We start from the raw sequence: 25,971 nt of genomic DNA, 5'->3' as shown, positions 1-25,971 counted from the left end.
ATTGCAAAACAAATGAAATGTTATATTATAACAAAAATTAAGAAGATTTTAAGATTTTAAGAATTCGAGGCTTTATATGTTCTTTAAAAAGAATGCACTGACTGTATCGTTATTTGCAGCGATCTGTGGCGTAACACACGCAGCAGAGCAACAAACTGGGATACAAAAATTAGAAACTATCGAAGTTAGCGCACATCCTCTGGTGCAAAGTGCTGTGGATTATGCGGCTGCTGACAATATTATTAAGAATGATCAATTGCGGCAGGGTGGCGCAACAATTGGTGAAGCTTTAAGTCAACAAGTTGGGGTTTATTCCAATCAGTTTGGACCAGGTGCAAGTCGTCCCGTTATTCGTGGGCAAGATGGTGCGCGGGTCAAAGTTTTAGACAATGCCTCTGAAACGATGGATGTTTCCACTTTATCTCCCGATCACGCCGTCACAGTCGATCCAATTTTGGCGAAGCAAGTTGAAATTATTCGAGGGCCCTCAACTTTACTGTACGGTGCAGGTACAGTGGGTGGGTTGGTGAATGTTACCGATAGTAAAATTCCAACTCAAATGCCTGAAGGTGGATATGAGGGGCAGATTGGACTGCGCTATAACACAGGCAGCGATGAAAAGTTAGCAGCTGCGGGAGTTACAGTTGGTTTGGGTGATCAGGTCGCGCTACGTGTTGAAGGTTTAAAGCGTGATGCTAACAATTATATTGCACCTGATTATGTTCATGAAGGTGAAAGAGAGCGTCGAGTCGATAATACCTTTGCCAAATCAGAGAACGTCAGTGTAGGTTTGTCATGGATCTATGATCGAGGTTTTACTGGAGTTTCTTATACCAATCGTCAGGATCAATACGGTTTGCCGGGTCATAGCCATGAGTATGAAAGCTGTCATCCGCATGGTACACATCTACATTGTGGTGGGCATGATGGCCATGATGATGATCATGATCACGACGGTCATGATCATGATGAGGATGGACATGATCATGCTGGCCCGTGGGTCGACCTCAAATCTGAACGTTATGATTTTAGAACAGAGCTAGATGATCCGTTTGCAGGCTTTAAAAAGTTACGGGCACAGGCCAGTTATACAGACTATAAACATGATGAAATTGAAGAAGGTGAAGCTGCAACGACATTTAAAAGTACAGGTTATGATGCGCGTTTAGAGTTGGTGCATCAGCCGATTGGCATGTGGGAAGGGGTGTTAGGTACACAATTTGGCCGTCAAAAGCTGGATATTACCGGTGAAGAATCCATCTTTGCAGGGCCGAGTACTACGGATAAATGGAGCGTATTTGCTTTAGAACATACGCAGTGGAAAGATGTACATTTTGAAGTGGCAGCACGTTTTGATCAGCAACAAATTGATATTGATTCGTCGCAAAAAGATTATGATGACCATACTTTTTCTTATTCAGGTGCAGCCAATTGGTTATTTGCACCTCATTATAAATTGTCATTAGTCGCTTCACATCAGGAGCGTATGCCACTGGCACAAGAGCTTTATGCCAACGGGAAACATCTCGCCACCAATACTTATGAAATTGGCAATGAAAATCTAAACCCAGAAAAATCCAATAATATCGAACTGGGGTTTCATTACGATACGGACAAGCTGAATTATCATGTGCATGTATTCCATAACTGGTTTGATGACTATATCTATGCTCGTACACTGGATCGTTATGAGAACTTCCGACTTGTGCAATACACACAAGATGAAGCACGCTTCTATGGGGTAGAAGGTGAAATCTCTTATCAACTTTCTCCACGTTATAAAACGACATTGTTTGGAGATTATGTTCGCGGGAAAATTGATGCTGAAGGTGATGCACCACGTATGCCTGGAGGACGTTTAGGAACACGTTTTGATGCGGACTTTGGAGACGGTTTTTCTGGAATGGCAGAGTATTATCACGTGTTTAACCAAGACAAAATCGCCGCTTATGAAACTGAGACAGACGGCTATAACATGGTGAATCTAGGGGTCGCCTATGCAGCACGAGTCAGTAATAAAACGGATTATCGGGTTTATTTAAAAGCCAATAACCTGCTGGATGAAACGGTGTATAACCATGCATCGTTTCTATCCAACATCCCTCAAGTTGGACGAAACTTTACGTTGGGGATCGATTTTAGTTTCTAAAAGCAGTGGTTTTTAAATATTCACATGGAGCCTATGGTATAGGCTTCATGTTTTTGAAATGTTATATTGTTCTATTCATCTTTTGCTTAAATTTGACTTAATTTATTGTCGAAACCATAAAAGTCATATTGCTAATGGAAATAATGATACCGCACTGAATTCTCTTGAAAAATATATAATATATTATAACGTAACATGTGATTAGCATCTGGATGATCATCATGTTTAAAAAAACACATATATTTGCACTTTCTATTCTTTCATTGTCTATACAACATGCTTTTGCGCAAAATTCTCAACAGGAAGTCGATGTCAATGATTTACCTACAATTGAATTGCAAGCTCAGTCTACGCCAAAAGATCATCTCAATCATGCAGCAGGTGACACGGTCATCGGGAAAGATCAATTGGTTCAGGGTGCAACTACGATTGGCAATGCCTTAAATGGTCAGGCAGGTATCTACTCAGCTCAATATACGGGGGGCGTAAGCCGTCCTGTGATTCGAGGTCAGGATGGAGCACGTGTCAAGATTACTCAAAATGGGGGTGATCCACTGGATGTCTCTTCGGTTTCACCTGATCATGCAGTCACGGTCGATCCTAATTCGGCAGATCAGATCGAAGTCCTAAGAGGTCCTGAAACATTAATGTATGGTGCGGGTTCTGTTGGTGGTTTGGTCAATGTGATCGATCATAAAATTCCTGAAACAATGCCTGAAAATGGCTATGAAGGGCGTATAGGTGCGCGTTATAACACGGGTGATGATGGTTTGGTTTATTCGGGTGATACCACAATCGGTTTGGGGCGTCAGGTTGCTTTAAATCTGGGTGCTGTCAAACGCGATGCCAATAACTATATTTTACCGAATGATCTACAAAATGATTCACGCCGTGAACAAAGCACTTTTGCTAAATCCAATGATTACCATGCAGGCTTGTCATGGATTTATGATCGTGGTTATACCGGAGTTTCCTATAGTGAACGTCATGATAAATATGGTATTCCTGGAGATGTCGATTCAGACTGGGAACCTGACCACAACATGATGTTGACCATTCCTGCGGAACATGAGGACGACGGTGAAAATGGAAGTTCATCGTGGATTAATTTAAAACAAAAACGTTATGACGTTAAAACCCAATTGAATGATCCATTTGTGGGATTTAGCCGCTTAACTGCTCAGGCCAACCACACGACGTATCAACATGCCGAAATGGATGGCGATACGCCAGCTACACTGTTTCATAGTACAGGTACAGATATGCGTATTGTTTTAGACAATCATCCGTGGGCAGGTTGGAATGGTCAAATGGGCGCACAATTTACTCGCCAAAAACTGACCATTGATGGCGAAGAAGCTCTGATGGCACCCACAGACACCGAACGTTACAGCTTATTTGCCTTACAGACAAAACAGTTTGGTCCAGTTACGACGAAACTCTCTACACGTATTGATCATCAAGATACAAGTGTGGATTCAGATCAGAAAAACTTTAATGGTACGGCCTATTCTGTTGCAGGTGAAAGCGCTTGGGAATTTACACCGAATCATAAAATTTCACTTGATGCATCGCATCAAGAACGTTCTCCAATGGCTCAGGAATTATATTCGAATGGAGGATTACATGGACCCACTAAAAGTTTCGAATTTGGTAATGATGAATTAACACAAGAAAAATCCAATAATATCAATTTGGGTTTCCATGGCGACCAAGACGCGCTTCAGTACAATTTAAGTGTTTACCATAATTGGTTTGATAACTTTATCTATGCAAATACCATCGACCGTAAGGGAGATTTTCGTTCTATACATTATGATCAAACAGATGCACGTTTTTATGGCGTTGATGGTGATATTAGCTACCAGATGAGTGCGCGCTACAATGTAGGCTTATTTGGCGATTATGTGCGTGCCAAGCTCGATGATAATGGTAATGCACCGCGTATTCCGGGTGGGCGAATGGGCACACGTATTAAGGCAGATTTTGGTGAAGGATACTCTAGTACAGCCGAGTACTATCATGTCTTTCATCAGGATGATCTTGCCAACTACGAAACCGAAGGCAAGAGTTATAACATGGTGAATCTGGGCTTGGCTTATCAGGGGCAGTTGAACCAAAAAACAGGCTACCAGTTATATGCCAAAGCCAATAATCTGCTCGATAGTAAAGTCTATTTACACGAGTCTTTCCTGTCTGATGTGCCACAAATAGGTCGAAACTTCAGTGTGGGTGTCGATTTTAATTTTTAAATTGCTCAGATTTTTTAACTAAAGGAAGACACGACGTCTTCCTTTTATATTTTTGCAGCTTGAGATAAGCCAATTTAACCAAATGTGTCTTGAAAAATAAGGAAATAAACTCTAGCCTGAACCTAATTGTTTAGGTTGTTTGTTATGCGTATTTTTCAACGAATTCACAAAAAGCTGAATTGGTCGGGGCGTCGTTACGTTGCACTGATCGCAGGTGTGTTAGCCCTGAGTTATATTGCTTCCGCGATTTATCATGTCTATAAACCATTACCCGATGGTTTAAATTTTACGGGTAAATTACGCCATGCAGAGGTTAAATTTCTTTCTGATCAAACTTATTTGAATGCTCAAGGTCAACAGCAGCAGGATCATCAAATTTTTGATGAAATTTTGAATCTGATCCATCAGGCGAAAACCACCATTGTTCTGGATATGTTCTTATTTAATTCAGAAACAGGTGAATCCAAGCTGACGCAGCGACCATTAACACAGCAACTTACCCAAGCTTTGATTCAAAAACGGCGAGAATCTCCCAATGTTGAAATTACGCTGATTACTGATCCGATTAATTCGGTTTACGGCGGTATCTTGCCTGAACATTATCGACAATTACGTCAGGCAGGCATTGATATCATCGAAACTAACCTCACTCCATTGCGCGCCTCGAATCCAACTTGGTCTGGACTCTGGTATCTCTGTTGTCAGGATTTAGGCAATAATCCTGAAAAGGGCTGGTTACCAAATCCATTTGGCAAGGAAAAAATTACTTTACGCAGTTATTTGCAACTGGCTAATTTTAAGGCAAATCATCGTAAAACATTGGTGGTCGATACCGATGATGGCTGGAAGTCATTAGTGACTTCAGCCAATCCGCATGATGGCAGTTCACGTCATTCCAATGTCGCTTTATTAGTGTCAGGCCCAACAGCCATGGATCTGTTAAAAACTGAACAAAGTGTGGCGCAAATGTCTGCGGGTTCATCACCTATGATGGTGATGGGTGAAATCAACGCCAGTCATCAGGCGCCCCAAGTTCAGGTTTTGACTGAAGCGGCAATATATCATGCGGTAGTGGATTTAATTCAGTCCGCAAAAGCCAACGATCAAATTGATCTGGCGATGTTTTATTTGTCCGAACGTCAAATTGTGAATGATTTAAAAGCAGCGCAAAAACGTGGCGTGAAATTAAGGGTTTTACTTGATCCGAATAAAGATGCTTTTGGACGTCAAAAAAATGGCATTCCCAATCGTCAAGTGGCTTCAGAGTTACATGCTGCAGGCGTTCCTGTGCGTTGGTGTGACACCCATGGTGAACAATGCCATACTAAAATGATCATTAAATCTAACCCGACTCAGGCTGAGATGATTTTAGGCTCGGCTAATTTTACTGCACGTAATTTGAAAAATTATAATCTGGAAACGGATATGTTGGTGCAAGGACAAACTCAGGATGCCGTTTTTCAAGATGCAGAGCGTTACTTTAATACTGCATGGTCAAATCTGAATGGTCGTCAAATGAGTGTCGATTATTCCAAATATGCAGATGAATCCAAGCTCAAATATTGGACCTATCGTTTTATGGAATGGTCTGGACTTTCTACTTTTTAATGATTTTGCTTAAAAGCGAATCCAATGCTGATCAAAAAGAGAGATTATTGCTCTCTTTTTGATTTTTTATATCGGCTGTTAATGCGTTGGAGGAATTAGTTCATCCAATTCTTGAGCTGATAATTCATCCAGTCCTGCCAAATCGGTTGAAATTTTCCATTGGCTTTCATCTTCTACAGGATTGGGTAAACGTGCTTCGAGCCAGTCACACACAACATCTGGCGTAAAATCTGGATGATTACATTGAATGACCCACGCCAAAAATTCTTTTGGTTCACCATTCATATAAGGTGGAGGAGAAACTGGAAAAAACTGGGTCGGTAACCGTTCATTGGTCGATAAATAATTCAACACATGTCCCAGCTCTTGCACCGTTTGCCAAGCTAGCGGATGTTCAACATCAATCTGAAATTTAAACCACCATGCATCTTTGCCATCTGCGCCATGTGCATCGATTCGGCTTTCCTGAATGCTTGGTATTTTACTAAAAAATTGATAAAGGCGTTCAAAACTTAATTCAGCCACAAGATCTCAATCCAGTCATACAAGGAACCTCTAGTATAGCGGCTTTTTCAATAAAGAAATGTGAAGCATGCCACGCAGTTCAACTTTAAATGAAACCTACATTTATTATGCAGAAATTGTTTGTTTTTTAAGCTAAAATAATAAGGTATTTAAGGAATAAGAGGGGCGATACGATGCGTATTTATGGTGTATATGCCTGTATGGTTGCGATCTTACTCAGTCTCTCCACTGTAAGTGTGGCTGAAAATCAATGGGGAAATTATCGTGGTGTAGAACGTCCTAAACCACCGTCACGACCACCGCAATGGAATCGACCTCCACCGCCTTATTATGGGCATCGTCCTCCATCAAATGGACATTATCCTCATTATCCGCAGCGACCTCATCAGGGGAGTTATATTGAATATCACTACCAGCCTCATACTCAGTATGAGTATCGAACTGAACGCTATGTATTTGTTCGTGGCAATACTTTACCTGTTGAATATCGTAATGAACAATATTATCTCAATGACTGGTCTGGACATCAGCTTGACGAGCCAACATGGGGAACACGCTGGTATTCAGTAGGCGGGCATTATTTACTGATTTCAGACGATAACTTTCGTATTGAGCTTGTACGTTAATTCAATATGAAACTCGATCATGCTTTGTTACATATTCTTCATCTTTAAGAAAGCAGACTTACAATCTTTAGCAAACTCAGGCTTTTCATCCATGCTTTCTCCTTGACTGTCGCCTAATCTGGAGACAGATCATAAGAGGATGAACTCATGAACGTATCAATGAAGATGACACTCGCTGCACTGGCTTTGGGTATTTCAGCCACCACGATGGCAGCACCCAATGACTGGAATCAATATCGTGGTGTAGATCGTCATTATCATCACGCTCCGCCTAAAGCACCACCAAAATGGTCAAATTCACATCATGAACGTGATCGTTATGTGAGTTTTAGAAAGGGCGATCGCTTACCTTATCAATATAGTAACAACCGTTATCATGTATCAAATTGGCGTAATTCGCGCTTATCTGCACCGCCACGTGGCTATCATTGGGTAAGAGCAGATGGTCGCTATTTACTGGTATCAAATAGTAACCATCGTATTTATGCAGTTCGATAAATTACTTGAATCATCATAAAATTCAGCATCGTAATGATCTGCCCCTCCTAAATTTGGATGGTTTGATTAAGCGGTTTCTAAGGACTGAGTTCTGTACAGGACTCAGTCTTTTTAATTTTACGCAGAAAGCCGATTTCATCACTGAAGTGAGACTTAACGATGAAGCCTGTGCCAAAGCTTGAAGTGTCCTCTTTACTTAGATTTATGGAGGTTTTTTAAGTTAATTTACAATGAAATATGAAGCGTATTACAACCCACTAAAATCATAACAATTGATTGCAGATATGGGTCTTTTATTCATGATTTCTCCCAGAGCATTTTCTACACTTTAGACTTGGTGTTATTGCGGACAACTGGATATGAAAAGGATCATTTCCGTTTCACTTTGTGTGTGTATGCTTGGTTTATCCACACTTTCACTGGCTGATCCACCGCCTCCAGATTGGGGTGGACATGGTTGGGGGCATTATCATGGCGGGCCAGATCGACATGCAGATTGGCATCGTCACGATTGGCGAGCTTATGGACCACCGCCACCTAAGGTGATTGAAAATCGTTACTATTATGCACCGCCACGATATTACCGAGTACATGATTTTAGACCCGGTTATCGGTTGCCACCGCAATATTTAGCGGAACGCTATTATGTGAATAACTGGTATGACTATCAACTGCCACCGCCTCCACCGCAACACCGCTGGGCATATATCGATGGACGCTATGTGTTAGTCGCTGTTGCTACAGGAATTATTGCCCAGATTCTTTTTGGCGGGCATTAATACGATTTTTCTCAAACACCATTATCTGAGCAGGGTAGTGGTTTTTTTATGCCAATTCATCATCTTCTGGTCGCGGGGTTTCTCCTTTGGCCAATGGACGTTCCTGATGTTTATCCCGAATGACAGATGGATAATGCCATGATGCATAGCGGACGATTAAAATCGCGATAGCCAAGATCAAGATCGAGCCTGTCACGATCAGCAGATCAACATCGGCTTGATGGTTGTGTTGAATATCTGAGATCAATAAACGAGTCAGTGCAGTAATGGCAACATAAATGAGAAATCGCACTGGCATGTGGTTGGTTTTAAAATAAATTCCAACCATTGCGCCAAGTTCTAAATAGATGAATAACAATAAAATATCGTCAATCGTGGCATATTTTTTAACGGTAAAAATATCGATGGTGGTATGAATTGCTGACCATGCCACCATACAGCCAATAATAAACAACGCCAGATAATGAAAAGCTTCGACGGCGCGATTACCGAGTTTATCCAGAAAAGCCTCTAGATTTTTGGGGGACTTGGGAGTGAGCATGACTAAGCTTCTTATATTGACAGATGATGGTTATTAAATATCAAGCAAATTTCATGCACATGACGCTTTGATTGACGTAATTTGAAAGTCTAAGAGTATAAAAAAACGCCCGATGAATCAGGCGTTTTGATTTGAAAGAATCAATTAGGATTGAGTGGTAAAGTATTCTTCACTAAAACTCATGACTAACTCAGAGCCTGCTTCAATTTTTTTGATGCGAGTTTCAAGTTCTGGCAGGATACGCGCAACAAAGTACTGAGCCAGAGAAAGTTTATTTTGATAGAAATCACCCGATTTTTCTTGTGCAGCGGCTGCAATCTTGGCAAACATATAGGCAAAGCTGAGTAAGCCAACAGCATGTAAATAATCAACGGCTGCTGCATTTGGGAAATCAACATTTTCTGCTGCTTGTTGCAAAATAAATTGAGTTACCGCTTCAACTTCAGTGGCTGCATCAAGTGTTGCATCTTTAATGAAGTTCAGGTCAGAACTGAGCGTATTGGCAAAATCACGGATTTCGGCAATATATTCAGCAATAAATGCACCGCCAGATTTAATGGTTTTACGACCAATCAAATCCTGTGACTGAACGCCATTGGTTCCTTCATAAATTTGTGAAATACGCAGGTCACGAATACATTGTTCCATGCCCCATTCACGAATATAACCATGCCCACCAAAACACATTTGCGCATCGAGCGTCGCTTGGAAAGCAGTATCTGTTAAATACGCTTTGGCGATCGGTGTCAGCAATGCAACACGATTATTGGCTTTCTTCACAGCTTCAGCATCAGTTGAAAATTTGGTAATGTCGAGTTGTTGACCCACATACACTGCAAAAGCACGAGATGCTTCATTATTGGCACGGGCATTCAGCAACATGCGGCGGACATCGCCATGCACTAAAATACTATCTGCTGGTTTATTTGGAGATTGTACACCTGCCGCACTACGACCCTGTAAACGATCTGTCGCATATTGAGCAGCATTTTGGTAGGCAAATTCAGATGCGCCAAGACCCTGAATCCCCATCGATAAACGTTCATAGTTCATCATGACGAACATGGCAGCCAGACCTTCGTTTTCCTTACCAACAAGGAAACCTTTGGCACCGTCAAAATTCATGACACAAGTAGCAGAAGCTTTGATGCCCATTTTATGTTCAATCGAACCTGGACCAACCGCATTGCGTTCACCGACTGAACCATTTGCATTGACCATAAATTTCGGTACGATGAAGAGCGAAATACCACGTGAACCTGCGGGTGCATCAGGTGTTTTAGCCAAGACCAAATGAATGATATTTTCAGCAAGGTCGTGATCACCACCTGTGATGAAGATTTTAGTACCTGTGATGTTATAGGTACCATCTGCATTCGGTTCAGCTTTGGTTTTAATAATCCCTAAGTCTGTACCTGCATGTGGCTCAGTTAAGCACATAGTACCTGACCATTCACCTGAATAAATTTTAGGTAAATAAGTCTCTTTTTGCTCTTGTGATGCATAACTGTTGAGTGCCATACCTGCACCGACAGAAAGAAGCGGGTAGAGCATAAACGATGGATTAGTAGCAAATAGCATTTCGTCGGCAAGAACAGTCAGCATTTTTGGCATGCCTTGACCGCCCCATTCTTCATCTGCACCTAAACCGATCCAACCGCCTTGCGCATACTGTTGAAATGCATCTTTAAAGCCAGCAGGGGTAAAGACATTGCCGTTTTCATAACGTGCGCCTTCTTCGTCACCTGTACGGTTTAAGGGCAAAGTTACGTTTTGTGCAAATTTAGCCATTTCTTCCAAAATAGCTTCAGCCGTTGCAGCATCAATGTGAGCCAGATTTTCATTGGCTTGCCAGAATTGTTCTGCCTTGAATACGTCATTTAAGATAAAGCGCATATCTGCAAGAGGGGCGTTGTAAATTGGCATCGTTGTTCACCTTTGTTCTTTTTACATTTATGTGTCTAATATTACACAGAAAATGTAAGTCATCAGTATGTTTTGATTGGCATTAATTTAACATTGATTTGATAAAAAAAGGACTGTCAAAACTGATCAGTCCTTTTTTATTAGTATGCAATTGTTTTCACTCATGCACACATGTTAGGCAGGTTCAGATTAGAACGCAAAGTGTTCTGCATCTAATGCCATAAGTGGTTCTAAGCCAGTTGAAAGTACATCGACATGCGAACGAACACGTGGCAAGATTTTCTTGAAGTAGAAACGTGCAGTGGTGACTTTAGCGTTGTAGAAGTCAACATCTGTTGTACCTGCCGCTAATGTTTCCTGAGCAACCAATGCCATACGTGCCCATAAATAAGCCAGTGTGACATAACCAGAGAAGTATAGGTAATCAACTGCTGCTGCACCGACTTCATCAGGGTTTTGCATCGCACGCATACCAATTTGCATGGTGAGATCGCCCCATTCTTTGTTCAAGGCAGCCAAAGGTTCAACAAACTCTTTCAAGGCTGCATTGTCTTTGTTCGCTTCAACAAATTTATGAATGATTTTGGTGAAATCACGTAGCATCGCACCTTGAGTTTGTAGAACTTTACGACCTAACAAATCAAGTGCCTGAATTTCAGTGGTTCCTTCATATAGGCAAGAGATACGTGTATCACGAACAATTTGTTCCATGCCATGCTCAGAAATAAAGCCATGACCACCGAATACCTGTACGCCGTGTTTGGCTGACTCTGAACCTGTTTCAGTCAGGAATGCTTTCGCAATTGGAGTCAATAACGAAAGAATATTGTCCGCAAATTTGCGTTCTTCTTCAGTTGTACCTTGCTCAACTACGTCTGCGTATTGAGACAAGAAGTAAACAAGAGCACGACCACCTTCTGCAAAGGCTTTTTGAGTCAATAACATGTTACGTACAGCAGGATGTACAATAATCGGATCTGCTTCTTTTTCAGGTGCTTTAGGACCAGAAAGAGCACGCATCGCCAAACGATCTTTGGCATAAGCTAATGCACCTTGGAACGATGCTTCAGATGCAGATAAACCTTGAACCGCTGTACCAATACGCGCAGTATTCATGAAGGTAAACATGGCATGTAAACCGCGATTTTCAGGTCCGATTAAGAAGCCTTTTGCATTGTCAAAGTTAATGACGCAAGTCGCGTTACCATGAATACCCATTTTATGTTCAATAGAACCACAACGAACTGCATTGCGGTCACCTAAAGAACCATCAGCATTTACATTGAATTTTGGTACGATAAATAATGAAATACCTTTGGTACCTTTAGGGGCACCAGGTAAGCGCGCAAGCACGATATGAATGATGTTTTCAGCCATGTCGTGTTCGCCAGCAGAGATAAAGATTTTCTCGCCAGAGATTGCAAAACTACCATCTTCATTTGGTTCAGCTTTAGAGCGGATGATACCAAGGTCTGAACCTGCATGAGATTCAGTTAAACACATGGTTCCTGTCCATTCACCAGAAACAAGTTTTGGTAAATAAGTTGATTTTTGCTCATCAGAACCATGATGCTCAATAGTACGTACTGCACCATGAGATAGACCTGGGTACATGCCCCATGCCCAGTTTGCTGCACCGACCATTTCAGAAATGGCAGTCCCTAGTGAACCTGGTAAACCTTGACCGCCATGTTCTTCAGGCACTGCAAGAGAAGGGAAGCCAAGTTCGATATATTTTTGATAGGCTTCTTTAAAACCTGTAGGTGTGGTGACAACGCCGTCATTCCATGTACAACCTTCGCGGTCACCGATTTGGTTCAGTGGAGAAAGTTCGTTTTCACAAAAATCCGCAGCGGCTTCTAAATATTGATCCACCAATTCACGGCTTACGTTTTCCTGAAATGCAGGAAGTTTTGCATAGTGTTCTTCGGCATTTAATAATTCATGCAAAACAAATTGCATATCACGTAGCGGCGCTTTGTATTGTGGCATATCGGGTTCCTCAATACTGGTTAAACCAGAGTTATAATCCTAATCAACGATAATGGTGTCTGATGACACATCTTTTACTTTTACATCGTGCAACAACTTATTTATATGTACAAGCATTTGCGCGTGAACATCCATGACTGTAAAGTCAAAGAAAATGCTGTTGAAACACCTAAGTACATTGAGTCTAAACACTTTTATCTAATTTTTTATGAAAGGAATAGTCAAAAAACGTAAAAAGTTGTGTCCACAAAAAAAGACGCTTGCGCGTCTTTTAACGATTAGATTTTGCTTATGAGGCTCTAACTGGTGCGGTTGGAGCAGGTGGAGCCATGCGATCGTCCATTTTGTTCGGTTTAAAACGTATTTGACAGGTTCCATCAATGGTTTTATCACCCACTTTGACTTGAATGGCTTGACCTACTGTTTTACCCACACAGGCTTGTTGAATTTGTTCAAACTGAGCTTGACGTTCAGCACGACGTTGCTGCATTTCAGCGCGTTGTTCAGGGGTTAATTTATGACGTTTCATAAAATGTTTGCCTTGAGGGCCGTCATCCATCATATGACGCGCGGGTGGTTCTTGCGGACCTGTTGTAGATTGACAGGCAGCTAGACTTCCCATCGTGACCACTGTTGCAGCAAGCATGACAACTTTAGATAACTTATTCATTTTGATCCCCACATTTATGTTGATTTCATGCATTAAAGATTAAGTAATAAACATGAAGAAACAATGGAGAGTTTTTTGAGTGAGTGTTCGCTACAATAGTGAATATAGAAGAAAAATGAGAGTTTACTTTTGAAGATTCGTCGTGTGCCCATCGCCTTGCGTCTGTTTCTGACTGTATTATTGACTACATTGGTCATTACTACATTAAGTCTGGGCGTTTTGCATTGGACCATGCAGAAAAACTTTGCCCGATATGTGGCAGATGTTGAAATGCAAAAGCTGGATCATCTTATTACCAATTTGGGCAATGTTTACAGCGTTTATCATGACTGGGGCAATGCGATTCAGGCGCAGATTTTACAGATTGAAGGGGATGCTGCTCCAGACGATTATGACCGTTTGTCTCGTTGGTGGTTGCGCCGTCAATATGATATTGCACTGCAACAGCGGATGTTTAAAGAACAAACCTTGTTGAGTCTTTCTCCAGAACTTTCACATAATATTGAGTTTCAAAATCGTCCAATTTTGGATGAGCAAGAACGCAAATTTATTGAGGATAATTTACCTTCTGAATATCAGCCATTTGAAGGGCTTAAATTTCCACTCAGTTCCAATCAAAATTTATTTCGTCCCAACGACAAAAATAAAGATCCCCATCGACCACCCCGTCTTTCTGAAATGGCGGGCATGATGCCGCAAGACGGCAAAAAGCGCTTTATTTCCATGCCTGACCGATTGGGGCTAAGTTCACGCCTTTCGCTGTATGATGTTCATCATCAGTTTGTCGTTGGTGAACCATCGAATGAACAACTGTCTTTTCGACCGATTATGGTTGGTAATCAGGTTGTCGGTTATTTGGGCTTAAAACCTGTACTGGATCAGGATGATGCCTTAAGTATCAACTTCTTTAGTAATCAAAAACGCTTTTTACTGTTAATTTATACTTTCTCTGTACTGGCAAGTTTAGTGGCGGCATTATTACTCGCGACCTATTTTAAAAAACCAATTCAGCGTTTATTGAACGCCACTCGTGAATTGACGCAGGGGAATTATCAACATCAGGTCACGATTAAACGGAATGATGAGCTCGGCGATCTGGCCGCACAATTAAACCAGTTGGCGATAATTTTGGATCAACATGAACAGTCACGCCGACAATGGGTGGCGGATACTTCGCATGAATTAAAAACTCCGCTGAGTGTGTTACAGGCGCAGATTGAAGCCATGCAAGATGGGATTCGCAAAGCCAGCCCTGAACATTTAGATGCCATGATGCGTCAGGTGACGAGCCTGAAGAAACTCACACAGGATTTGGGTGATTTGGCTCAGGCAGATGCACAGCAACTAAAATGTTATTTTACCGAGGTCAATCCATGGGAGGCGATGGTACAAGAAGTTGATAACTTTAAGCCGAAGTTTGAACAAGCAGGGCTTAACGTTTCTATAAATGGTCAAGGTACACTTTTACAATTGGATATAGACCGTTTTAAACAAATTATGGTCAACTTGCTGAGTAATAGTGTTCGCTATACTGAACAAGGCGGCCAGATTCATATTCATACGCAGGAAACCAGTCAGCATTGGAGTGTCATTGTGGATGATAGTCCATTGGGTGTCGATGATGAACAGCTTCAACGTTTAGGCGAACGCTTCTACCGTGTAGATGATTCCCGTACCCGCAGTACAGGGGGGACAGGTTTGGGGCTGGCACTTTCATGTAAGCTTGCGCAGGCTTTGGGTGGACGTTTAAGCTTTGCACATTCACCGCTGGGTGGTCTACGCTGTATTTTGACCTTTCCAAAAACACAGTCTATACATAAGGAATAATTGACGATGAAACATGTAATGTTGGTTGAAGATGAAGTTGAACTGGCTCATCTGGTGCGTGACTATCTGCAAGCCGCAGGTTTTGAAGTCAGTATGTTTCATGATGGTCAGGAAGCGTATGATAGCTTTTTACAGCGTAAACCTAGCTTAATGGTATTGGACTTGATGGTGCCACGTATGGATGGACTGACCATTTGCCGTAAAGTTCGGGAACAGTCCGATTTACCGATTATTATGGTGACGGCGCGCACCGAAGAAATTGACCGTGTGCTTGGTTTAAATATGGGCGCAGATGACTATGTGTGTAAACCATTTAGTCCTAAAGAGCTGGTTGCGCGAGTACAGGCGGTATTGCGTCGTTTAGACCGTAAGGCAGAACCTGAGCAAAATGATTTATTCCGAATTGATAAAGCGCAGCAACGAATCTGGTATCAACAAAAATCGTTAAGTTTAACGCCTACTGAGTTTCGTCTTTTGGAATTGTTTTTGGAACATGTCGGACAGGTTTATTCGCGTGCACAGTTATTAGATCATATTAATCCAGATAGTTTTGATGTGGCGGATCGTGTCATTGATAGTCATATTAAAAACTTACGCCGAAAGGTGACTGAGGCTGCGGATACAGGCAATCGTCATGAATGGATTCAGGCCGTTTATGGGGTTGGCTATCGTTTTGAATATCCAGAAGATTAAAAAATAATATGAGCAGCATGATGGATTGCTGCTCATCCAAAATTTACTTATTTACTCGACAGAAGCTTGATACGCATTTTTTGGGTTTTATTCAATTTACTGACCACGAGCGCGTATGAAGATTTAACCATATCTTCAATAAAATCTGCGTCAATATTCTGCCCCTCAAATATCGAAATCCAGTGTTTTTTGTTCATGTGATAGCCTGATGTAATTGAGGGATATAACTCTTTTAATTCATCTGCTTGTTCTGGTTTAATTTTGAGATTGATAAACTTCTGTTGCTTCAGTTCGCCTGTTAATAAGAAAATTTTGTCAAAGACCTTGATCACATTACACTGAGGGCCAAAGGGATGAGATAACACAGTTTCAGGTTGTTCCAGCGCAATCTGGATAGCCAATTTTTGTATTTTTTCTGCGTTCATTGATGTTCCTCATACAAGGATAGATCTCGATTGTTGTGTTATTTTTGACTCATTGCCAAATTTCATCCATGTCACGATTTGACACCGCAACACAACCCCATGTCCAGTCATCTTTTGGCAGTCATAATAAGTTGGTTGTTTATTCTACATATTATGTTCAAAGACTTATATTTGATTCGTCATAAGAAATTATCCTGTGGATAATCACAATGTTATCCACAGAAAATGGGGATAACTGTGATTATTCTTCAACCCTGATTAGGACGAACAACTCACCATCACTTCAGGGAGATCGCTAGGAAGTGGTGCTAAATCTTCAGGTCGTTCCAGCTCAGGTTGTGGGGTGAACGGGTGACGTAATAAACTAAATAATCGTTCGACTTCACTCAAATCACCACGCTCAGCCTGTTCGATGGCTTTTTGCGCCATATGGTTTCTTAAAATATAAACTGGATTGGACTGTTGCATCTGAGCATTCAGTTGTTCAATATCCTGCTGTTCACGAATAGCATGGTAACTTTGTAAAAACTCATCGAACTGACGAATATCCAGACAATCATCACGAAGCGCTTTGTATTGCTGATTTTGTAGGCGCAGAAAACTTTGCGTGTAATCCAGTTGTTCGGTTTGCAAAATGCGTAGAAAAGCCATACCACAGTCAAAGCTATCTTTATGAACATTAGGCAGTCCCATTTTTTGACATAGACCTTCGGTATAGGCTGCTAAAAAAGTCGGTTCAAAATCTTCGAGACAATCGGCTAATTGCGTTTTAAACTTTTCTTTATCTTCAGGCTTGGCTAGAGGAATGAGATTGTTGAGCCACATCCATAAATTCCAATGCGCAATGCTTGGCTGATTTTGATAGGCATAACGACCCTGATGATCTGAGTGGTTATTGATCCAATTGGGGCGAAAGCGCTCCATAAACCCATAAGGGCCAAAGTCCAGCGTTGAACCAGTTATATTTAAATTATCGGTATTCATGACCCCATGAGCAAATCCCACCAGTTGCCATTGTGCGATCATTTTGGCCGTGTTTTTAATCACGCCTTGTGCAAAAGCCAGAATTGGTTGTTCAGTTTCCATAGCTTCTGGATAATGCCATTCGATACATTTTTGAGTAAATTCTGCGAGTAATTCAGGCGCATATTGATTGATCCATTCAAAATGCCCCAAACGAATATGACAATCGGAACTGCGTAATAACATTGCGCCTTGTTCTAGTGTTTCACGTTGTACACCCTGACTTGATGTCGTAAAACCCACCGCATTACTCGACGCAATACCTAAACTGTTTAAAGCATGTCCTGCCAGATATTCACGAATCACTGAACGCAACACCGCACGACCATCGCCCATCCGCGAATAAGGCGTCAGACCTGCACCTTTTAAATGTAAGTCGATAGTTTGACCTGAACGATTCAAAATCTGAGCGATCAATAAGCCTCGACCATCACCGAGTTGACCCGCCCACTGTCCAAATTGGTGTCCCGCATAGACCATAGCCAGTGGCGGAAATTCTGCAAAGGTTTTTTGTCCACTGCAAATTTCAACCCATTGCTGTTTATCTTGTTCTGACCATTGTAAATCATCCGCCAGTTCAGCATTAAAATGCCCTGCTTGAGCCCCTTTCAGTGGTACAGGCATTTGTTGATGATAAAGCTTTGGACTTAAGTCTGGATAACGTGAATTGAAATACATGGCAAAGGAGGGATCAGGGGCTGTAAAAGCACTATAGCAAATAATTCCGCCTCTGCCTAAGCCACAAACTTTCTAGTCGAGTCGGATTATTTTATCTGGATCGTCTTTAGCGAGAGGTTTACTGTTATCTGGAGAGTTTCTTTCTTCGACTGATCATTAAGTTACTCAAACGATTTAAAAACTGCGGGCTGATGCTGGATAATTGATACAAAACTTTGGCTTTTACACCGATCGGTGTATGCGTTGCCCGAAAAACATGATCTTTTTGTTGCGCGAGTTTTAACACTTCTTTGGCAACGTCAGATGGCGTGAGCGTAATGCCCATATTTTGAATACTGCCTGCATCCATATTTTTAACCATTGCGGTTTGTACAAAGAGCGGCATGACATCCAAAACCCGAATACCATATTTTTGCCATTCCACATCCAACGCTTCAGTCAGTCCACGGACTGCAAATTTACTGGCTGAATAAGAACTCAAATCCGCCTGTCCATAAATGGCAGAAGCCGATGACAGATTAATGATGCGAGCCGAACGAGCTTGTTTGAGATAAGCTAAAGCTGCATGGCAGCCATTGAGTACGCCTTTGACATTAATATCAAGGGTTCGCTGATGGGCTTGGATATTGGTATGTTCAAATGCACCCGAGTAGAGGATGCCTGCATTATTGACCAGAACATTAAGTTCACCTGCCCATTGTGCAAACTGTTGCAAACTACGCTGCCAGTTGTCGTAATCACTGACATCCAGATAGCCTGCGAAGGCACGAGAACCTAATTCTTTAGCAAGTTTTTGACTCTGGATCTCATTAATATCAAAAATACCGACCAGATAGCCGTGTTGATAAAAAGTGCGTGCAATTTCAGCCCCAATCCCTTGAGCTGCACCTGTAATCAGGATACTTTGAGCCATATTTTTCTCATTTGTTTTGGGTAAACGGTTTTAATAGATTTTTGTTAAAAGAGCATGCGCATTTCCAATGCGCTGAGTCCACATCATAACAAATCTGTTTTTGAAATGAATGCGCTTCGATGACTTATAAAGGAGTTAAACATGCAACAACTACTCAATATTATGCGTGAATTACGTGAAAAGTGTCCGTGGGATCGTGAGCAAACGCCTTTAAGTCTAACCCCATATGCGATTGAAGAAGCTTATGAAGTTGAAGCTGCGGTTCGCGAAGGCCATCTGGATGAGATTCGAGATGAGCTAGGTGACTTACTGTTACAAGTGGTGTTTCAGGCACAAATGTATAGTGAACAAGGGGCTTTTGATTTTCAGGACGTGGTCGATGCGATTTGTGAAAAACTGATTCGTCGTCATCCACACGTATTTCAAGCGGAACAGTTTTCAGCACTTGATCCTGATCAGGTGAGCGAGTTATGGCAACAGATTAAGCAGCAGGAAAAACAGGGTAAACCCAAGTCACGTTTATATGAGATCAAACATGGTCCTGCACTCAATCAGGCACAGGAACTCCAAAAGAAAGCGGCAAAGCTAGGATTTGACTTTGAGACGATTGAAGATGCTTATGGCAAAGTAAAAGAGGAGCTTGGCGAGTTTGAACAGGCACTTCAGGCGCAACAATCCGATGAAATACATGAAGAATTTGGAGATTGCCTATTTTCTCTGATCAACGTTGGACGTAAACTTGGGCTGTCCAGCGAATCCGCACTTCTGGCCACCATTTTTAAGTTTAGACAACGTTTTGCGTATATTGAGCAGCAAGCGACTTTACAACAAAAAATTTTAGAAGAGATGAGTCTACAAGAAATGGATGCGCTCTGGGATCAGGCGAAACAACAATTAAAACTTGGGTCTTTATAATCAGGTCTTTATAAAATGGCAATGTTACACAAGATGATTACGTTACGACAACTTTCACTCTATTGGATTCAGATCAGTATTTTGTGTTTATTCTCAAGCATATTACATGCTCAACAATTTGATCAATCTTATCAATCATGGAAAACTCAGCAACAAGCGCATGATCAGCGTTTAAAAGCATCTTCTTCTACAACGGACTATTATTTGGGTAAGCCAAGCTTACAAAATACTTCAGCAACATCAAAACAATCATCATCTAAAAATAATTCTTCAAAAAAATTGGGAAGCAAGATTAATCTCAATACAGCTTCTACACAGGAACTGCAACAGCTCAATGGCATTGGAGAGAAAAAAGCACAAGCGATCGTTGATTATCGTAACCAGAATGGTCAATTTAGATCAGTCAATGATTTGCTCAATATTAAAGGGATCGGGCCAAAATTTATTGAAAAAAATAAATCAAATCTTGGTTTATAATACGCAGGATTTAACAAGATTTTTGAGCTAAGTGCCTAATCATTGAGAGAATCAAATTGCCCTTTAGGCGGGTTAGAGATATGATTAGCGCATCTTATCATTTACGTTCAGACGTAGGAGACAGCGTCTTTTGCAAACTTTGCGCGCGTCAAAATGTGGTTTATCTACAACGCAACTTCCTTCTTCTATCTTAGATGTGATCGATAGTCTGACCAAAGCGGGCTATGAAGCCTATATCGTTGGTGGTGGGGTTAGGGATCTCATGTTAGGTCTTAATCCAAAAGATTTTGATGCCGTCACCAATGCTACACCTGCTCAGGTAAAAGAAGTTTTTGGACGACGTTGTCGTATTATTGGACGACGTTTTGAGTTGGCACATGTGTATTCTGGTCGTGAACTGATTGAAGTTGCGACTTTCCGTGCGCCGCCTAAAAAGGCAGTCACCAGTACATCAGGTATGATCTTGCGTGATAATAACTGGGGCACCATCGAACAAGACTTTGCTCGACGTGATTTTTCAATTAATGCGCTGTATTATCAACCACGCAAAGGTATTGTGCTGGATTTTTGTGATGCCATTTCCGATATTGATCATAAAACACTACGCTTATTGGGTGATCCGAAACAGCGTTTTGAAGAAGATCCAGTCAGAATGCTTCGTACACTGCGTTTTGCAGCCAAATTAAATTTTGATATTGATCCACAGATTTTAAAAATCTTTGATGTGGACATGACGCAACTGTTACGTGATGTATCGCCACATCGTTTATATGATGAATCGCAAAAATTATTCACGATGGGGCATTTGGCTCGTGTTTTACCAATGCTCATCGAATTTGATATCTGGAAGCAATTATTTGCAGATATCAAGCCAGATATCAGCAAATTTATTGAACGTGCCGCAAAAAATACCGATCAGCGTATTCAAATTGGTAAAACCATTAACCCTGCATTTTTCTATGCAGTGTTGTTATGGAAGCCTTTTTTAGAGCGTTGTGATTTTTATCTGGCGAAAGGCATTGTTCCTGCTGAAGCCCGTGCGCAGGCAGGTTTAGACGTACTTAAGCGCCAAGCCACCCGTACTGTTATTCCTCGTTTTGCAGAAACTTTTATTCGTGAAGTTTGGGAAATGCAGGTACGTTTACTTAATCCTAAACCTCAACAAATTGAAGCACTCGCAAGTCATGCGCGTTTCCGTGCAGGTTTTGACTTCTTGTTGTTGCGTGAAAAATCGGGTGATGATTCAACGCAAGGCATGGGGCAATGGTGGGATCATTATCAGTCCCTGTCGAGTGATGAAAAAGAAACTGCGATTAGCCAATATAATCGGCAACGTGCTAAGACGCGCCGTAAACAAAATATTGAAGCAAACGAATCTAAAGACACTACGGCTGAAATTGAACCTTTAGTCAACGTACCAGAAGCACGTAGTCGCCGCGCGCGCCGTGAACAACCGCATAGTAAAGACCATGTGGCTCGTAGTCCCGAATCTTCGACGGCAAATCTCAATACTGATCACCCAATTATGAAGCGTAAACGGGTACAGCGTGATTTGAGTCAGGTTGTTTTTGGACCCACTCAATGAGTGTTGTCACCTATATTGGGATGGGCAGTAATTTAGGTGATTCCCGTCAGATTCTTCAATATGCAGTTCAGCGTTTAAAAGATTTGGGTCAGGTTCAGGTTTCTCGACTTTATCAAAGTCCTCCGATGGGACCGCAGGATCAACCGCATTATTATAATGCAGCGGCACAGTTAATCACTTCGCTTGAACCTTTGGATTTGCTGGATCAATTACAGCGTATTGAACAAGAAGCAGGTAGAGTACGTCTGCGCCGTTGGGGTGAGCGTACATTGGATCTGGATTTACTTATTTATGCTGAGCAAGATATTCAAAATCAGCGTTTGACTGTGCCACATCTTGGGTTACTTGAACGTGATTTTGTGATTGTACCTTTGTTGGATATTGATGCTGATCTCATTGTAAAAGGTCAAACGCTAAAAGATTTAGAACTGGTAAAACATCCGTCTTTAACTGTTGTGGCGGATCGCAACTGGGTTGAAAAATAACTTGCCTGTTCGGGTTGGTTGATAGAGGACATCATGATGATTAGTCTAAGTGACTTAAGAAAATTTAAAAGCGAAGGACGTAAGTTTTCCTGCCTGACCTGCTACGATGCGAGCATGGCCAAAGCGATGGAGCTTGCTGAGGTTGATTCAATTTTGATTGGTGATTCTCTGGGAATGGCAATTCAGGGTCATGACTCTACGTTGCCTGTGACTGTTGATGATATGGCTTACCACACCGCTGCGGTACGGCGTGGAAACAGCCATGCATTTATCATGACTGATCTACCCTTTATGAGCTATGCCACCTTAAATGATGCTTTGCAAAGTGCCAAAAAAGTCATGCAGGCAGGCGCGCAAATGATCAAAATCGAAGGTGGTGCATGGCTCAGTGAATCTGTTCGTGTATTGACACAAAACGGTATTCCTGTTTGTGTACACTTGGGTTTAACTCCACAATCTGTGCATGTGTTTGGTGGTTATAAATTACAAGCCAGAACTCGTGAAGCCGCAGATCAGTTAATCGCAGACTGTACTGCGGTGGTGGACGCAGGTGCTGCGATTTTATTATTGGAATGTGTTCCTGCACAATTGGGTCAGGAAATCGCTGAATTATTTCCAAACATTCCTGTTATTGGGATTGGGGCTGGTCATCAAACCGATGGTCAGGTCTTGGTGGTACAAGATATGCTGGGTTTGACATTCGGGCGCGTGGCACGATTTGTACGTAACTTTATGAAAGAACAATCAGGTGAAACTGCGATTGTGGATGCGTTTAAAGCTTACCATGCAGCTGTGCAAGATCAATCTTTCCCAGCACCAGAACATACTTTTCAGGTCGAGTTATAACTCATGAAAACAGAAACAACCATTCATGGATTGGCGGCATCTTTACAAGCTGCTCGTGCGGCGCGTAAAAGTATTGGCTTTGTACCAACCATGGGGAATTTGCACCAAGGACATTTGAATCTGGTGCGTGAAGCAAAAAAACTCTGTGATGTTGTTGTGGTTAGTATTTTTGTGAATCCAATCCAGTTTGGTGAAGGCGAAGATTTCGAAAGCTATCCGCGTACCTTAGAGCAAGACAGTCATTTATTGGCAGATGTTGGCTGTGACATTATTTTTGCACCCACGGTTGAACAAATGTATGGCAAGCAACCACGTTTGACCAATATCACGGTCGGTGGTATTACCAATGACCTCTGTGGTCAATCACGTCCAGGTCATTTTGATGGTGTTGCAGTTGTTGTCACGAAACTGTTCAATATTGTGCAACCAAACTTTGCATTCTTTGGACAAAAAGATTATCAACAATTGGCGGTGATTCGCCAGTTTGTAAAAGATCTAAATATTCCTGTTGAAGTGATTGGAGTGCCGATTGCGCGTGCAGAAGACGGTCTGGCATTGAGTTCACGCAATGGTTATCTGACCGAAGATCAACGTAAAATTGCACCGACTATTTACCAATCGCTGAAACAGGCTGAAAAAGAGTTGCATGCGGGTCATTCATTATCTGATGTGTTACAAAGTATCAAAACGCAATTGACAGCTGCGGGCTTTGTTGTGGACTATGTCGAAGCACGTCAGCCAAACTTGCAGCCCATTGAGATATTTAATCAGGACATCGTATTGTTTGTGGCGGCAAAATTAGGTTCAACACGTCTGATTGATAATTTGCAAGTTCAATTTAAGGCATAATACTCATAAAAGGACAGCCATGCCATGAAGCGTATTCTTATCGTCACAGGACAATCTGGATCGGGTAAATCCTCAGCATTGCAGGTTTTAGAAGATCTGGGTTATTACTGTATTGATAACCTACCTTTGGCATTGCTGCCAGAAATTGTGTCTAAACTAGATCATGAAAATAATCTGGAACAATTGGCACTTGGTGTAGATGTTCGAAGTACCCGGGCAGACTTACAGGAGTTTGATCAGGTGTTTGAACAATTACAGCGACATGGTTCAGTCGATGTGATTTATTTAACCACACAAGATCAAGAGTTAATTGCACGCTTTAGTTCATCGCGTCGTCCACATCCATTGGCGAGTCGTTTTAAAAGTCTGAATGAATGTATTCAAGAAGAAAAACAACTCTTGATGCCGATTCAATTTCGCTCAACGGTACATATCGATACCACGGATAAAAGTGTGCATGATCTTAAGCATACTTTACTTTCGAAACTGGGGCAGTCAGACAAATTAATTCTGATTTTACAGTCGTTCGGTTATAAACATGGTATTCCCTTAGATGCGGACTATGTGTTTGATGTACGGCATTTGCCTAATCCGCATTGGGATTTGGAGTTACGTAAATTTTCAGGATTAGATCAACCTGTTCAGGAGTTTTTGGAAGCCAGTGAACAAACCAATGATATGTTTAATGATGTTTATCATTTTTTAGATAAATGGTTGCCTGTTTTTGCAGAAGGGCATCGACATTACATGACCATTTCGATTGGTTGTACAGGCGGTCAACATCGCTCAGTCTATATTGTAGATAGACTAAAAAAGGCACTTGAGGCAAAATGGTCTATTCAGGTTTTACATAGAGAAATGAAGCACTGGTCATGATTGATACCACTGTTGATGTAATTAATAAACTTGGCCTACATGCACGTGCGTCGGGGAAACTGATCGAAGTGACAACGAAATTTCGATCTTCTATTCAGATTGGTAAAGGCGAAAAGCTCGTCGATGCTAAAAATATTATGTCCTTGCTGATGCTTGGTGCTGGTAAGGGCACGACTTTGCGTTTGGTGATTGACGGCGCTGATGCTGAAAAAGCAGAAGAGGAAATCAAGGCATTATTCGCAGCAAAATTTTATGAGGCAGATTAACCGTGGCACGTCGTCCCAATAAGCGTTACAGTGAAGAAGATTTTGATTCTTTAGAAGGGCGTGCAAGTAAAACCGAACAGAAGAAAGCTGTGCAGCGTATGGCAGCATTAGGTGAACAGTTGGCAGAGCTTTCTGCGAAACAAATCCAGAAGTTACCTGTAGATGAACGTTTAATTGATGCTTTGCTCGATGCGCAAACGATTACTTCATTTGAAGCACGTCGTCGTCAATTTCAGCGTGTGGGTAAGTTGCTACGCAATGAAGATGAAACGGTTATTTTGTCCTATTTGACCCCACAACAGGGACTCAAAAAACAGGCACAATTACAGCGCTGGGTCGATCGTATGATTGAACAAGGTGATCCTGCGATTAATGAATTTAGTAAACTGCATAATGCTTCTGAACGTCATACCTTGCGTCAGCATGTATTGCGTATTCAACGTGACATCACTCAAGCGGTAAACGAAGAAGAACTTGCAGCCTCCAAGTTAAAGCTTTTTAACTATGTACAGCAAGTAGCATTACTATCGGATAATTGATTTTACTG

The 25,971-nt window shown here is 41.6% G+C and carries 25 protein-coding genes and 1 pseudogene; 17 read left to right on the top strand and 9 right to left on the bottom strand.

Features of this window, described 5'->3' with window-relative positions; translation table 11 throughout:
* The first annotated feature begins 76 nt into the window (after window positions 1-76).
* From znuD (I6L31_RS06710) to I6L31_RS06700, 3 genes are all read left to right on the top strand, one after another.
* Window positions 77-2,149, top strand: coding sequence for a zinc piracy TonB-dependent receptor ZnuD (gene znuD, locus I6L31_RS06710; RefSeq protein WP_005002446.1), 2,073 nt, complete (start codon window positions 77-79; stop codon window positions 2,147-2,149).
* Between the two features lie 221 nt (window positions 2,150-2,370).
* Window positions 2,371-4,401, top strand: coding sequence for a zinc piracy TonB-dependent receptor ZnuD (gene znuD / locus I6L31_RS06705; protein ID WP_005002452.1), 2,031 nt, complete (start codon window positions 2,371-2,373; stop codon window positions 4,399-4,401).
* 144 nt (window positions 4,402-4,545) lie between these two features.
* On the top strand, window positions 4,546-6,009 hold the full coding sequence (locus I6L31_RS06700; RefSeq protein ID WP_005002455.1) for a phospholipase D family protein: 1,464 nt from the start codon (window positions 4,546-4,548) through the stop codon (window positions 6,007-6,009).
* Between the two features lie 78 nt (window positions 6,010-6,087).
* Here I6L31_RS06700 and I6L31_RS06695 read toward each other — a convergent pair whose 3' ends face one another.
* Entirely contained in the window at window positions 6,088-6,534 is a 447-nt protein-coding gene (locus I6L31_RS06695) for a hypothetical protein (RefSeq protein ID WP_004992938.1), read from the bottom strand.
* Window positions 6,535-6,707: 173 nt separating this feature from the next.
* On the opposite strand from I6L31_RS06695, the gene I6L31_RS06690 reads away from it, so the two are divergent.
* The 3 genes from I6L31_RS06690 to I6L31_RS06680 all read left to right on the top strand — a co-directional run bounded on the left by I6L31_RS06690 (window position 6,708) and on the right by I6L31_RS06680 (window position 8,437).
* Window positions 6,708-7,160 (top strand): RcnB family protein, encoded by a 453-nt coding sequence (locus I6L31_RS06690; RefSeq protein WP_005002458.1) that lies wholly within the window; start codon window positions 6,708-6,710, stop codon window positions 7,158-7,160.
* A 147-nt stretch (window positions 7,161-7,307) separates the two neighbouring features.
* Complete coding sequence (locus I6L31_RS06685; RefSeq protein WP_005002461.1) at window positions 7,308-7,658, top strand: RcnB family protein; 351 nt, start codon at window positions 7,308-7,310, stop codon at window positions 7,656-7,658.
* A gap of 359 nt (window positions 7,659-8,017) precedes the next feature.
* The gene (locus I6L31_RS06680; protein WP_005002463.1) at window positions 8,018-8,437 is read left to right on the top strand and encodes an RcnB family protein; all 420 of its coding nucleotides are present in this window, start codon (window positions 8,018-8,020) and stop codon (window positions 8,435-8,437) included.
* Window positions 8,438-8,483: 46 nt separating this feature from the next.
* Here I6L31_RS06680 and I6L31_RS06675 read toward each other — a convergent pair whose 3' ends face one another.
* The 4 genes from I6L31_RS06675 to I6L31_RS06660 all read right to left on the bottom strand — a co-directional run bounded on the left by I6L31_RS06675 (window position 8,484) and on the right by I6L31_RS06660 (window position 13,566).
* Window positions 8,484-8,978, bottom strand: a complete 495-nt coding sequence (locus tag I6L31_RS06675; RefSeq protein WP_004994692.1) for a phosphate-starvation-inducible protein PsiE — start codon at window positions 8,976-8,978, stop codon at window positions 8,484-8,486.
* 144 nt (window positions 8,979-9,122) lie between these two features.
* On the bottom strand, window positions 9,123-10,904 hold the full coding sequence (locus I6L31_RS06670) for an acyl-CoA dehydrogenase C-terminal domain-containing protein (protein ID WP_005002466.1): 1,782 nt from the start codon (window positions 10,902-10,904) through the stop codon (window positions 9,123-9,125).
* A gap of 189 nt (window positions 10,905-11,093) precedes the next feature.
* Window positions 11,094-12,896, bottom strand: a complete 1,803-nt coding sequence (locus I6L31_RS06665) for an acyl-CoA dehydrogenase C-terminal domain-containing protein (RefSeq protein ID WP_004992950.1) — start codon at window positions 12,894-12,896, stop codon at window positions 11,094-11,096.
* Between the two features lie 289 nt (window positions 12,897-13,185).
* Complete coding sequence (locus tag I6L31_RS06660; protein WP_005002475.1) at window positions 13,186-13,566, bottom strand: hypothetical protein; 381 nt, start codon at window positions 13,564-13,566, stop codon at window positions 13,186-13,188.
* Between the two features lie 129 nt (window positions 13,567-13,695).
* Here I6L31_RS06660 and baeS point away from each other — a divergent pair, with 129 nt between their 5' ends.
* Both baeS and I6L31_RS06650 read left to right on the top strand, forming a co-directional pair.
* Window positions 13,696-15,393 (top strand): sensor histidine kinase efflux regulator BaeS, encoded by a 1,698-nt coding sequence (gene baeS, locus I6L31_RS06655; protein ID WP_005002477.1) that lies wholly within the window; start codon window positions 13,696-13,698, stop codon window positions 15,391-15,393.
* 6 nt (window positions 15,394-15,399) lie between these two features.
* On the top strand, window positions 15,400-16,086 hold the full coding sequence (locus I6L31_RS06650; protein ID WP_004992959.1) for a response regulator: 687 nt from the start codon (window positions 15,400-15,402) through the stop codon (window positions 16,084-16,086).
* Window positions 16,087-16,133: 47 nt separating this feature from the next.
* Here I6L31_RS06650 and I6L31_RS06645 read toward each other — a convergent pair whose 3' ends face one another.
* The 4 genes and pseudogenes from I6L31_RS06645 to I6L31_RS06635 form a co-directional block, all read right to left on the bottom strand.
* Window positions 16,134-16,511 (bottom strand): MmcQ/YjbR family DNA-binding protein, encoded by a 378-nt coding sequence (locus I6L31_RS06645; protein WP_005002479.1) that lies wholly within the window; start codon window positions 16,509-16,511, stop codon window positions 16,134-16,136.
* Between the two features lie 49 nt (window positions 16,512-16,560).
* Window positions 16,561-16,632, bottom strand: a pseudogene (locus I6L31_RS18300) (L,D-transpeptidase family protein); the annotation flags it as partial.
* 137 nt (window positions 16,633-16,769) lie between these two features.
* A complete protein-coding gene (locus I6L31_RS06640) occupies window positions 16,770-18,212 on the bottom strand; it encodes a protein adenylyltransferase SelO (protein WP_005002480.1) in 1,443 nt (480 codons plus the stop codon).
* A gap of 124 nt (window positions 18,213-18,336) precedes the next feature.
* Window positions 18,337-19,125, bottom strand: a complete 789-nt coding sequence (locus I6L31_RS06635; RefSeq protein WP_005002488.1) for an SDR family oxidoreductase — start codon at window positions 19,123-19,125, stop codon at window positions 18,337-18,339.
* 141 nt (window positions 19,126-19,266) lie between these two features.
* Here I6L31_RS06635 and mazG point away from each other — a divergent pair, with 141 nt between their 5' ends.
* From mazG to yjgA, 9 genes are all read left to right on the top strand, one after another.
* Window positions 19,267-20,040 (top strand): nucleoside triphosphate pyrophosphohydrolase, encoded by a 774-nt coding sequence (gene mazG / locus I6L31_RS06630; protein ID WP_005002490.1) that lies wholly within the window; start codon window positions 19,267-19,269, stop codon window positions 20,038-20,040.
* Window positions 20,041-20,055: 15 nt separating this feature from the next.
* The gene (locus tag I6L31_RS06625; protein ID WP_005002492.1) at window positions 20,056-20,517 is read left to right on the top strand and encodes a ComEA family DNA-binding protein; all 462 of its coding nucleotides are present in this window, start codon (window positions 20,056-20,058) and stop codon (window positions 20,515-20,517) included.
* A gap of 130 nt (window positions 20,518-20,647) precedes the next feature.
* A complete protein-coding gene (pcnB, locus tag I6L31_RS06620; protein ID WP_005002496.1) occupies window positions 20,648-22,102 on the top strand; it encodes a polynucleotide adenylyltransferase PcnB in 1,455 nt (484 codons plus the stop codon).
* Window positions 22,099-22,587, top strand: a complete 489-nt coding sequence (gene folK, locus I6L31_RS06615) for a 2-amino-4-hydroxy-6-hydroxymethyldihydropteridine diphosphokinase (RefSeq protein WP_005002497.1) — start codon at window positions 22,099-22,101, stop codon at window positions 22,585-22,587. Before pcnB ends, folK begins: the two co-directional genes overlap by 4 nt.
* A 36-nt stretch (window positions 22,588-22,623) precedes the next feature.
* Entirely contained in the window at window positions 22,624-23,433 is an 810-nt protein-coding gene (gene panB, locus I6L31_RS06610; RefSeq protein ID WP_010588722.1) for a 3-methyl-2-oxobutanoate hydroxymethyltransferase, read from the top strand.
* A 3-nt stretch (window positions 23,434-23,436) separates the two neighbouring features.
* The gene (panC, locus tag I6L31_RS06605) at window positions 23,437-24,282 is read left to right on the top strand and encodes a pantoate--beta-alanine ligase (protein WP_005002500.1); all 846 of its coding nucleotides are present in this window, start codon (window positions 23,437-23,439) and stop codon (window positions 24,280-24,282) included.
* A gap of 24 nt (window positions 24,283-24,306) precedes the next feature.
* Window positions 24,307-25,158 carry an RNase adapter RapZ gene (rapZ, locus tag I6L31_RS06600; RefSeq protein WP_004992999.1) on the top strand — a complete coding sequence of 284 codons (852 nt, stop codon included), beginning with the start codon at window positions 24,307-24,309 and terminating at the stop codon, window positions 25,156-25,158.
* A complete protein-coding gene (locus tag I6L31_RS06595; RefSeq protein WP_004994657.1) occupies window positions 25,155-25,424 on the top strand; it encodes an HPr family phosphocarrier protein in 270 nt (89 codons plus the stop codon). Before rapZ ends, I6L31_RS06595 begins: the two co-directional genes overlap by 4 nt.
* A gap of 2 nt (window positions 25,425-25,426) precedes the next feature.
* The gene (yjgA, locus tag I6L31_RS06590) at window positions 25,427-25,963 is read left to right on the top strand and encodes a ribosome biogenesis factor YjgA (RefSeq protein ID WP_005002502.1); all 537 of its coding nucleotides are present in this window, start codon (window positions 25,427-25,429) and stop codon (window positions 25,961-25,963) included.
* Window positions 25,964-25,971: the final 8 nt, after the last annotated feature.

Source organism: Acinetobacter septicus (assembly GCF_019355975.1).
GTDB classification, from domain to species: domain Bacteria; phylum Pseudomonadota; class Gammaproteobacteria; order Pseudomonadales; family Moraxellaceae; genus Acinetobacter; species Acinetobacter ursingii.
This window is presented reverse-complemented; position numbering and strand designations above follow the sequence as displayed.

Excerpts from the sequence above, each read along its gene's own strand:
- panC (WP_005002500.1), top strand. The coding sequence starts at position 23,437 with ATGAAAACAGAAACAACCATTCATGGATTGGCGGCATCTTTACAAGCT.
- znuD (WP_005002446.1), top strand. The coding sequence starts at position 77 with ATGTTCTTTAAAAAGAATGCACTGACTGTATCGTTATTTGCAGCGATC.
- rapZ (WP_004992999.1), top strand. The coding sequence starts at position 24,307 with ATGAAGCGTATTCTTATCGTCACAGGACAATCTGGATCGGGTAAATCC.
- folK (WP_005002497.1), top strand. The coding sequence starts at position 22,099 with ATGAGTGTTGTCACCTATATTGGGATGGGCAGTAATTTAGGTGATTCC.
- I6L31_RS06670 (WP_005002466.1), bottom strand. The coding sequence starts at position 10,904 with ATGCCAATTTACAACGCCCCTCTTGCAGATATGCGCTTTATCTTAAAT.
- panB (WP_010588722.1), top strand. The coding sequence starts at position 22,624 with ATGATTAGTCTAAGTGACTTAAGAAAATTTAAAAGCGAAGGACGTAAG.
- znuD (WP_005002452.1), top strand. The coding sequence starts at position 2,371 with ATGTTTAAAAAAACACATATATTTGCACTTTCTATTCTTTCATTGTCT.
- I6L31_RS06690 (WP_005002458.1), top strand. The coding sequence starts at position 6,708 with ATGCGTATTTATGGTGTATATGCCTGTATGGTTGCGATCTTACTCAGT.
- I6L31_RS06660 (WP_005002475.1), bottom strand. The coding sequence starts at position 13,566 with ATGAATAAGTTATCTAAAGTTGTCATGCTTGCTGCAACAGTGGTCACG.
- I6L31_RS06700 (WP_005002455.1), top strand. The coding sequence starts at position 4,546 with ATGCGTATTTTTCAACGAATTCACAAAAAGCTGAATTGGTCGGGGCGT.
- I6L31_RS06680 (WP_005002463.1), top strand. The coding sequence starts at position 8,018 with ATGAAAAGGATCATTTCCGTTTCACTTTGTGTGTGTATGCTTGGTTTA.
- I6L31_RS06645 (WP_005002479.1), bottom strand. The coding sequence starts at position 16,511 with ATGAACGCAGAAAAAATACAAAAATTGGCTATCCAGATTGCGCTGGAA.
- I6L31_RS06595 (WP_004994657.1), top strand. The coding sequence starts at position 25,155 with ATGATTGATACCACTGTTGATGTAATTAATAAACTTGGCCTACATGCA.
- I6L31_RS06685 (WP_005002461.1), top strand. The coding sequence starts at position 7,308 with ATGAACGTATCAATGAAGATGACACTCGCTGCACTGGCTTTGGGTATT.
- I6L31_RS06635 (WP_005002488.1), bottom strand. The coding sequence starts at position 19,125 with ATGGCTCAAAGTATCCTGATTACAGGTGCAGCTCAAGGGATTGGGGCT.
- I6L31_RS06675 (WP_004994692.1), bottom strand. The coding sequence starts at position 8,978 with ATGCTCACTCCCAAGTCCCCCAAAAATCTAGAGGCTTTTCTGGATAAA.
- I6L31_RS06665 (WP_004992950.1), bottom strand. The coding sequence starts at position 12,896 with ATGCCACAATACAAAGCGCCGCTACGTGATATGCAATTTGTTTTGCAT.
- I6L31_RS06625 (WP_005002492.1), top strand. The coding sequence starts at position 20,056 with ATGGCAATGTTACACAAGATGATTACGTTACGACAACTTTCACTCTAT.
- I6L31_RS06640 (WP_005002480.1), bottom strand. The coding sequence starts at position 18,212 with ATGTATTTCAATTCACGTTATCCAGACTTAAGTCCAAAGCTTTATCAT.
- I6L31_RS06650 (WP_004992959.1), top strand. The coding sequence starts at position 15,400 with ATGAAACATGTAATGTTGGTTGAAGATGAAGTTGAACTGGCTCATCTG.
- mazG (WP_005002490.1), top strand. The coding sequence starts at position 19,267 with ATGCAACAACTACTCAATATTATGCGTGAATTACGTGAAAAGTGTCCG.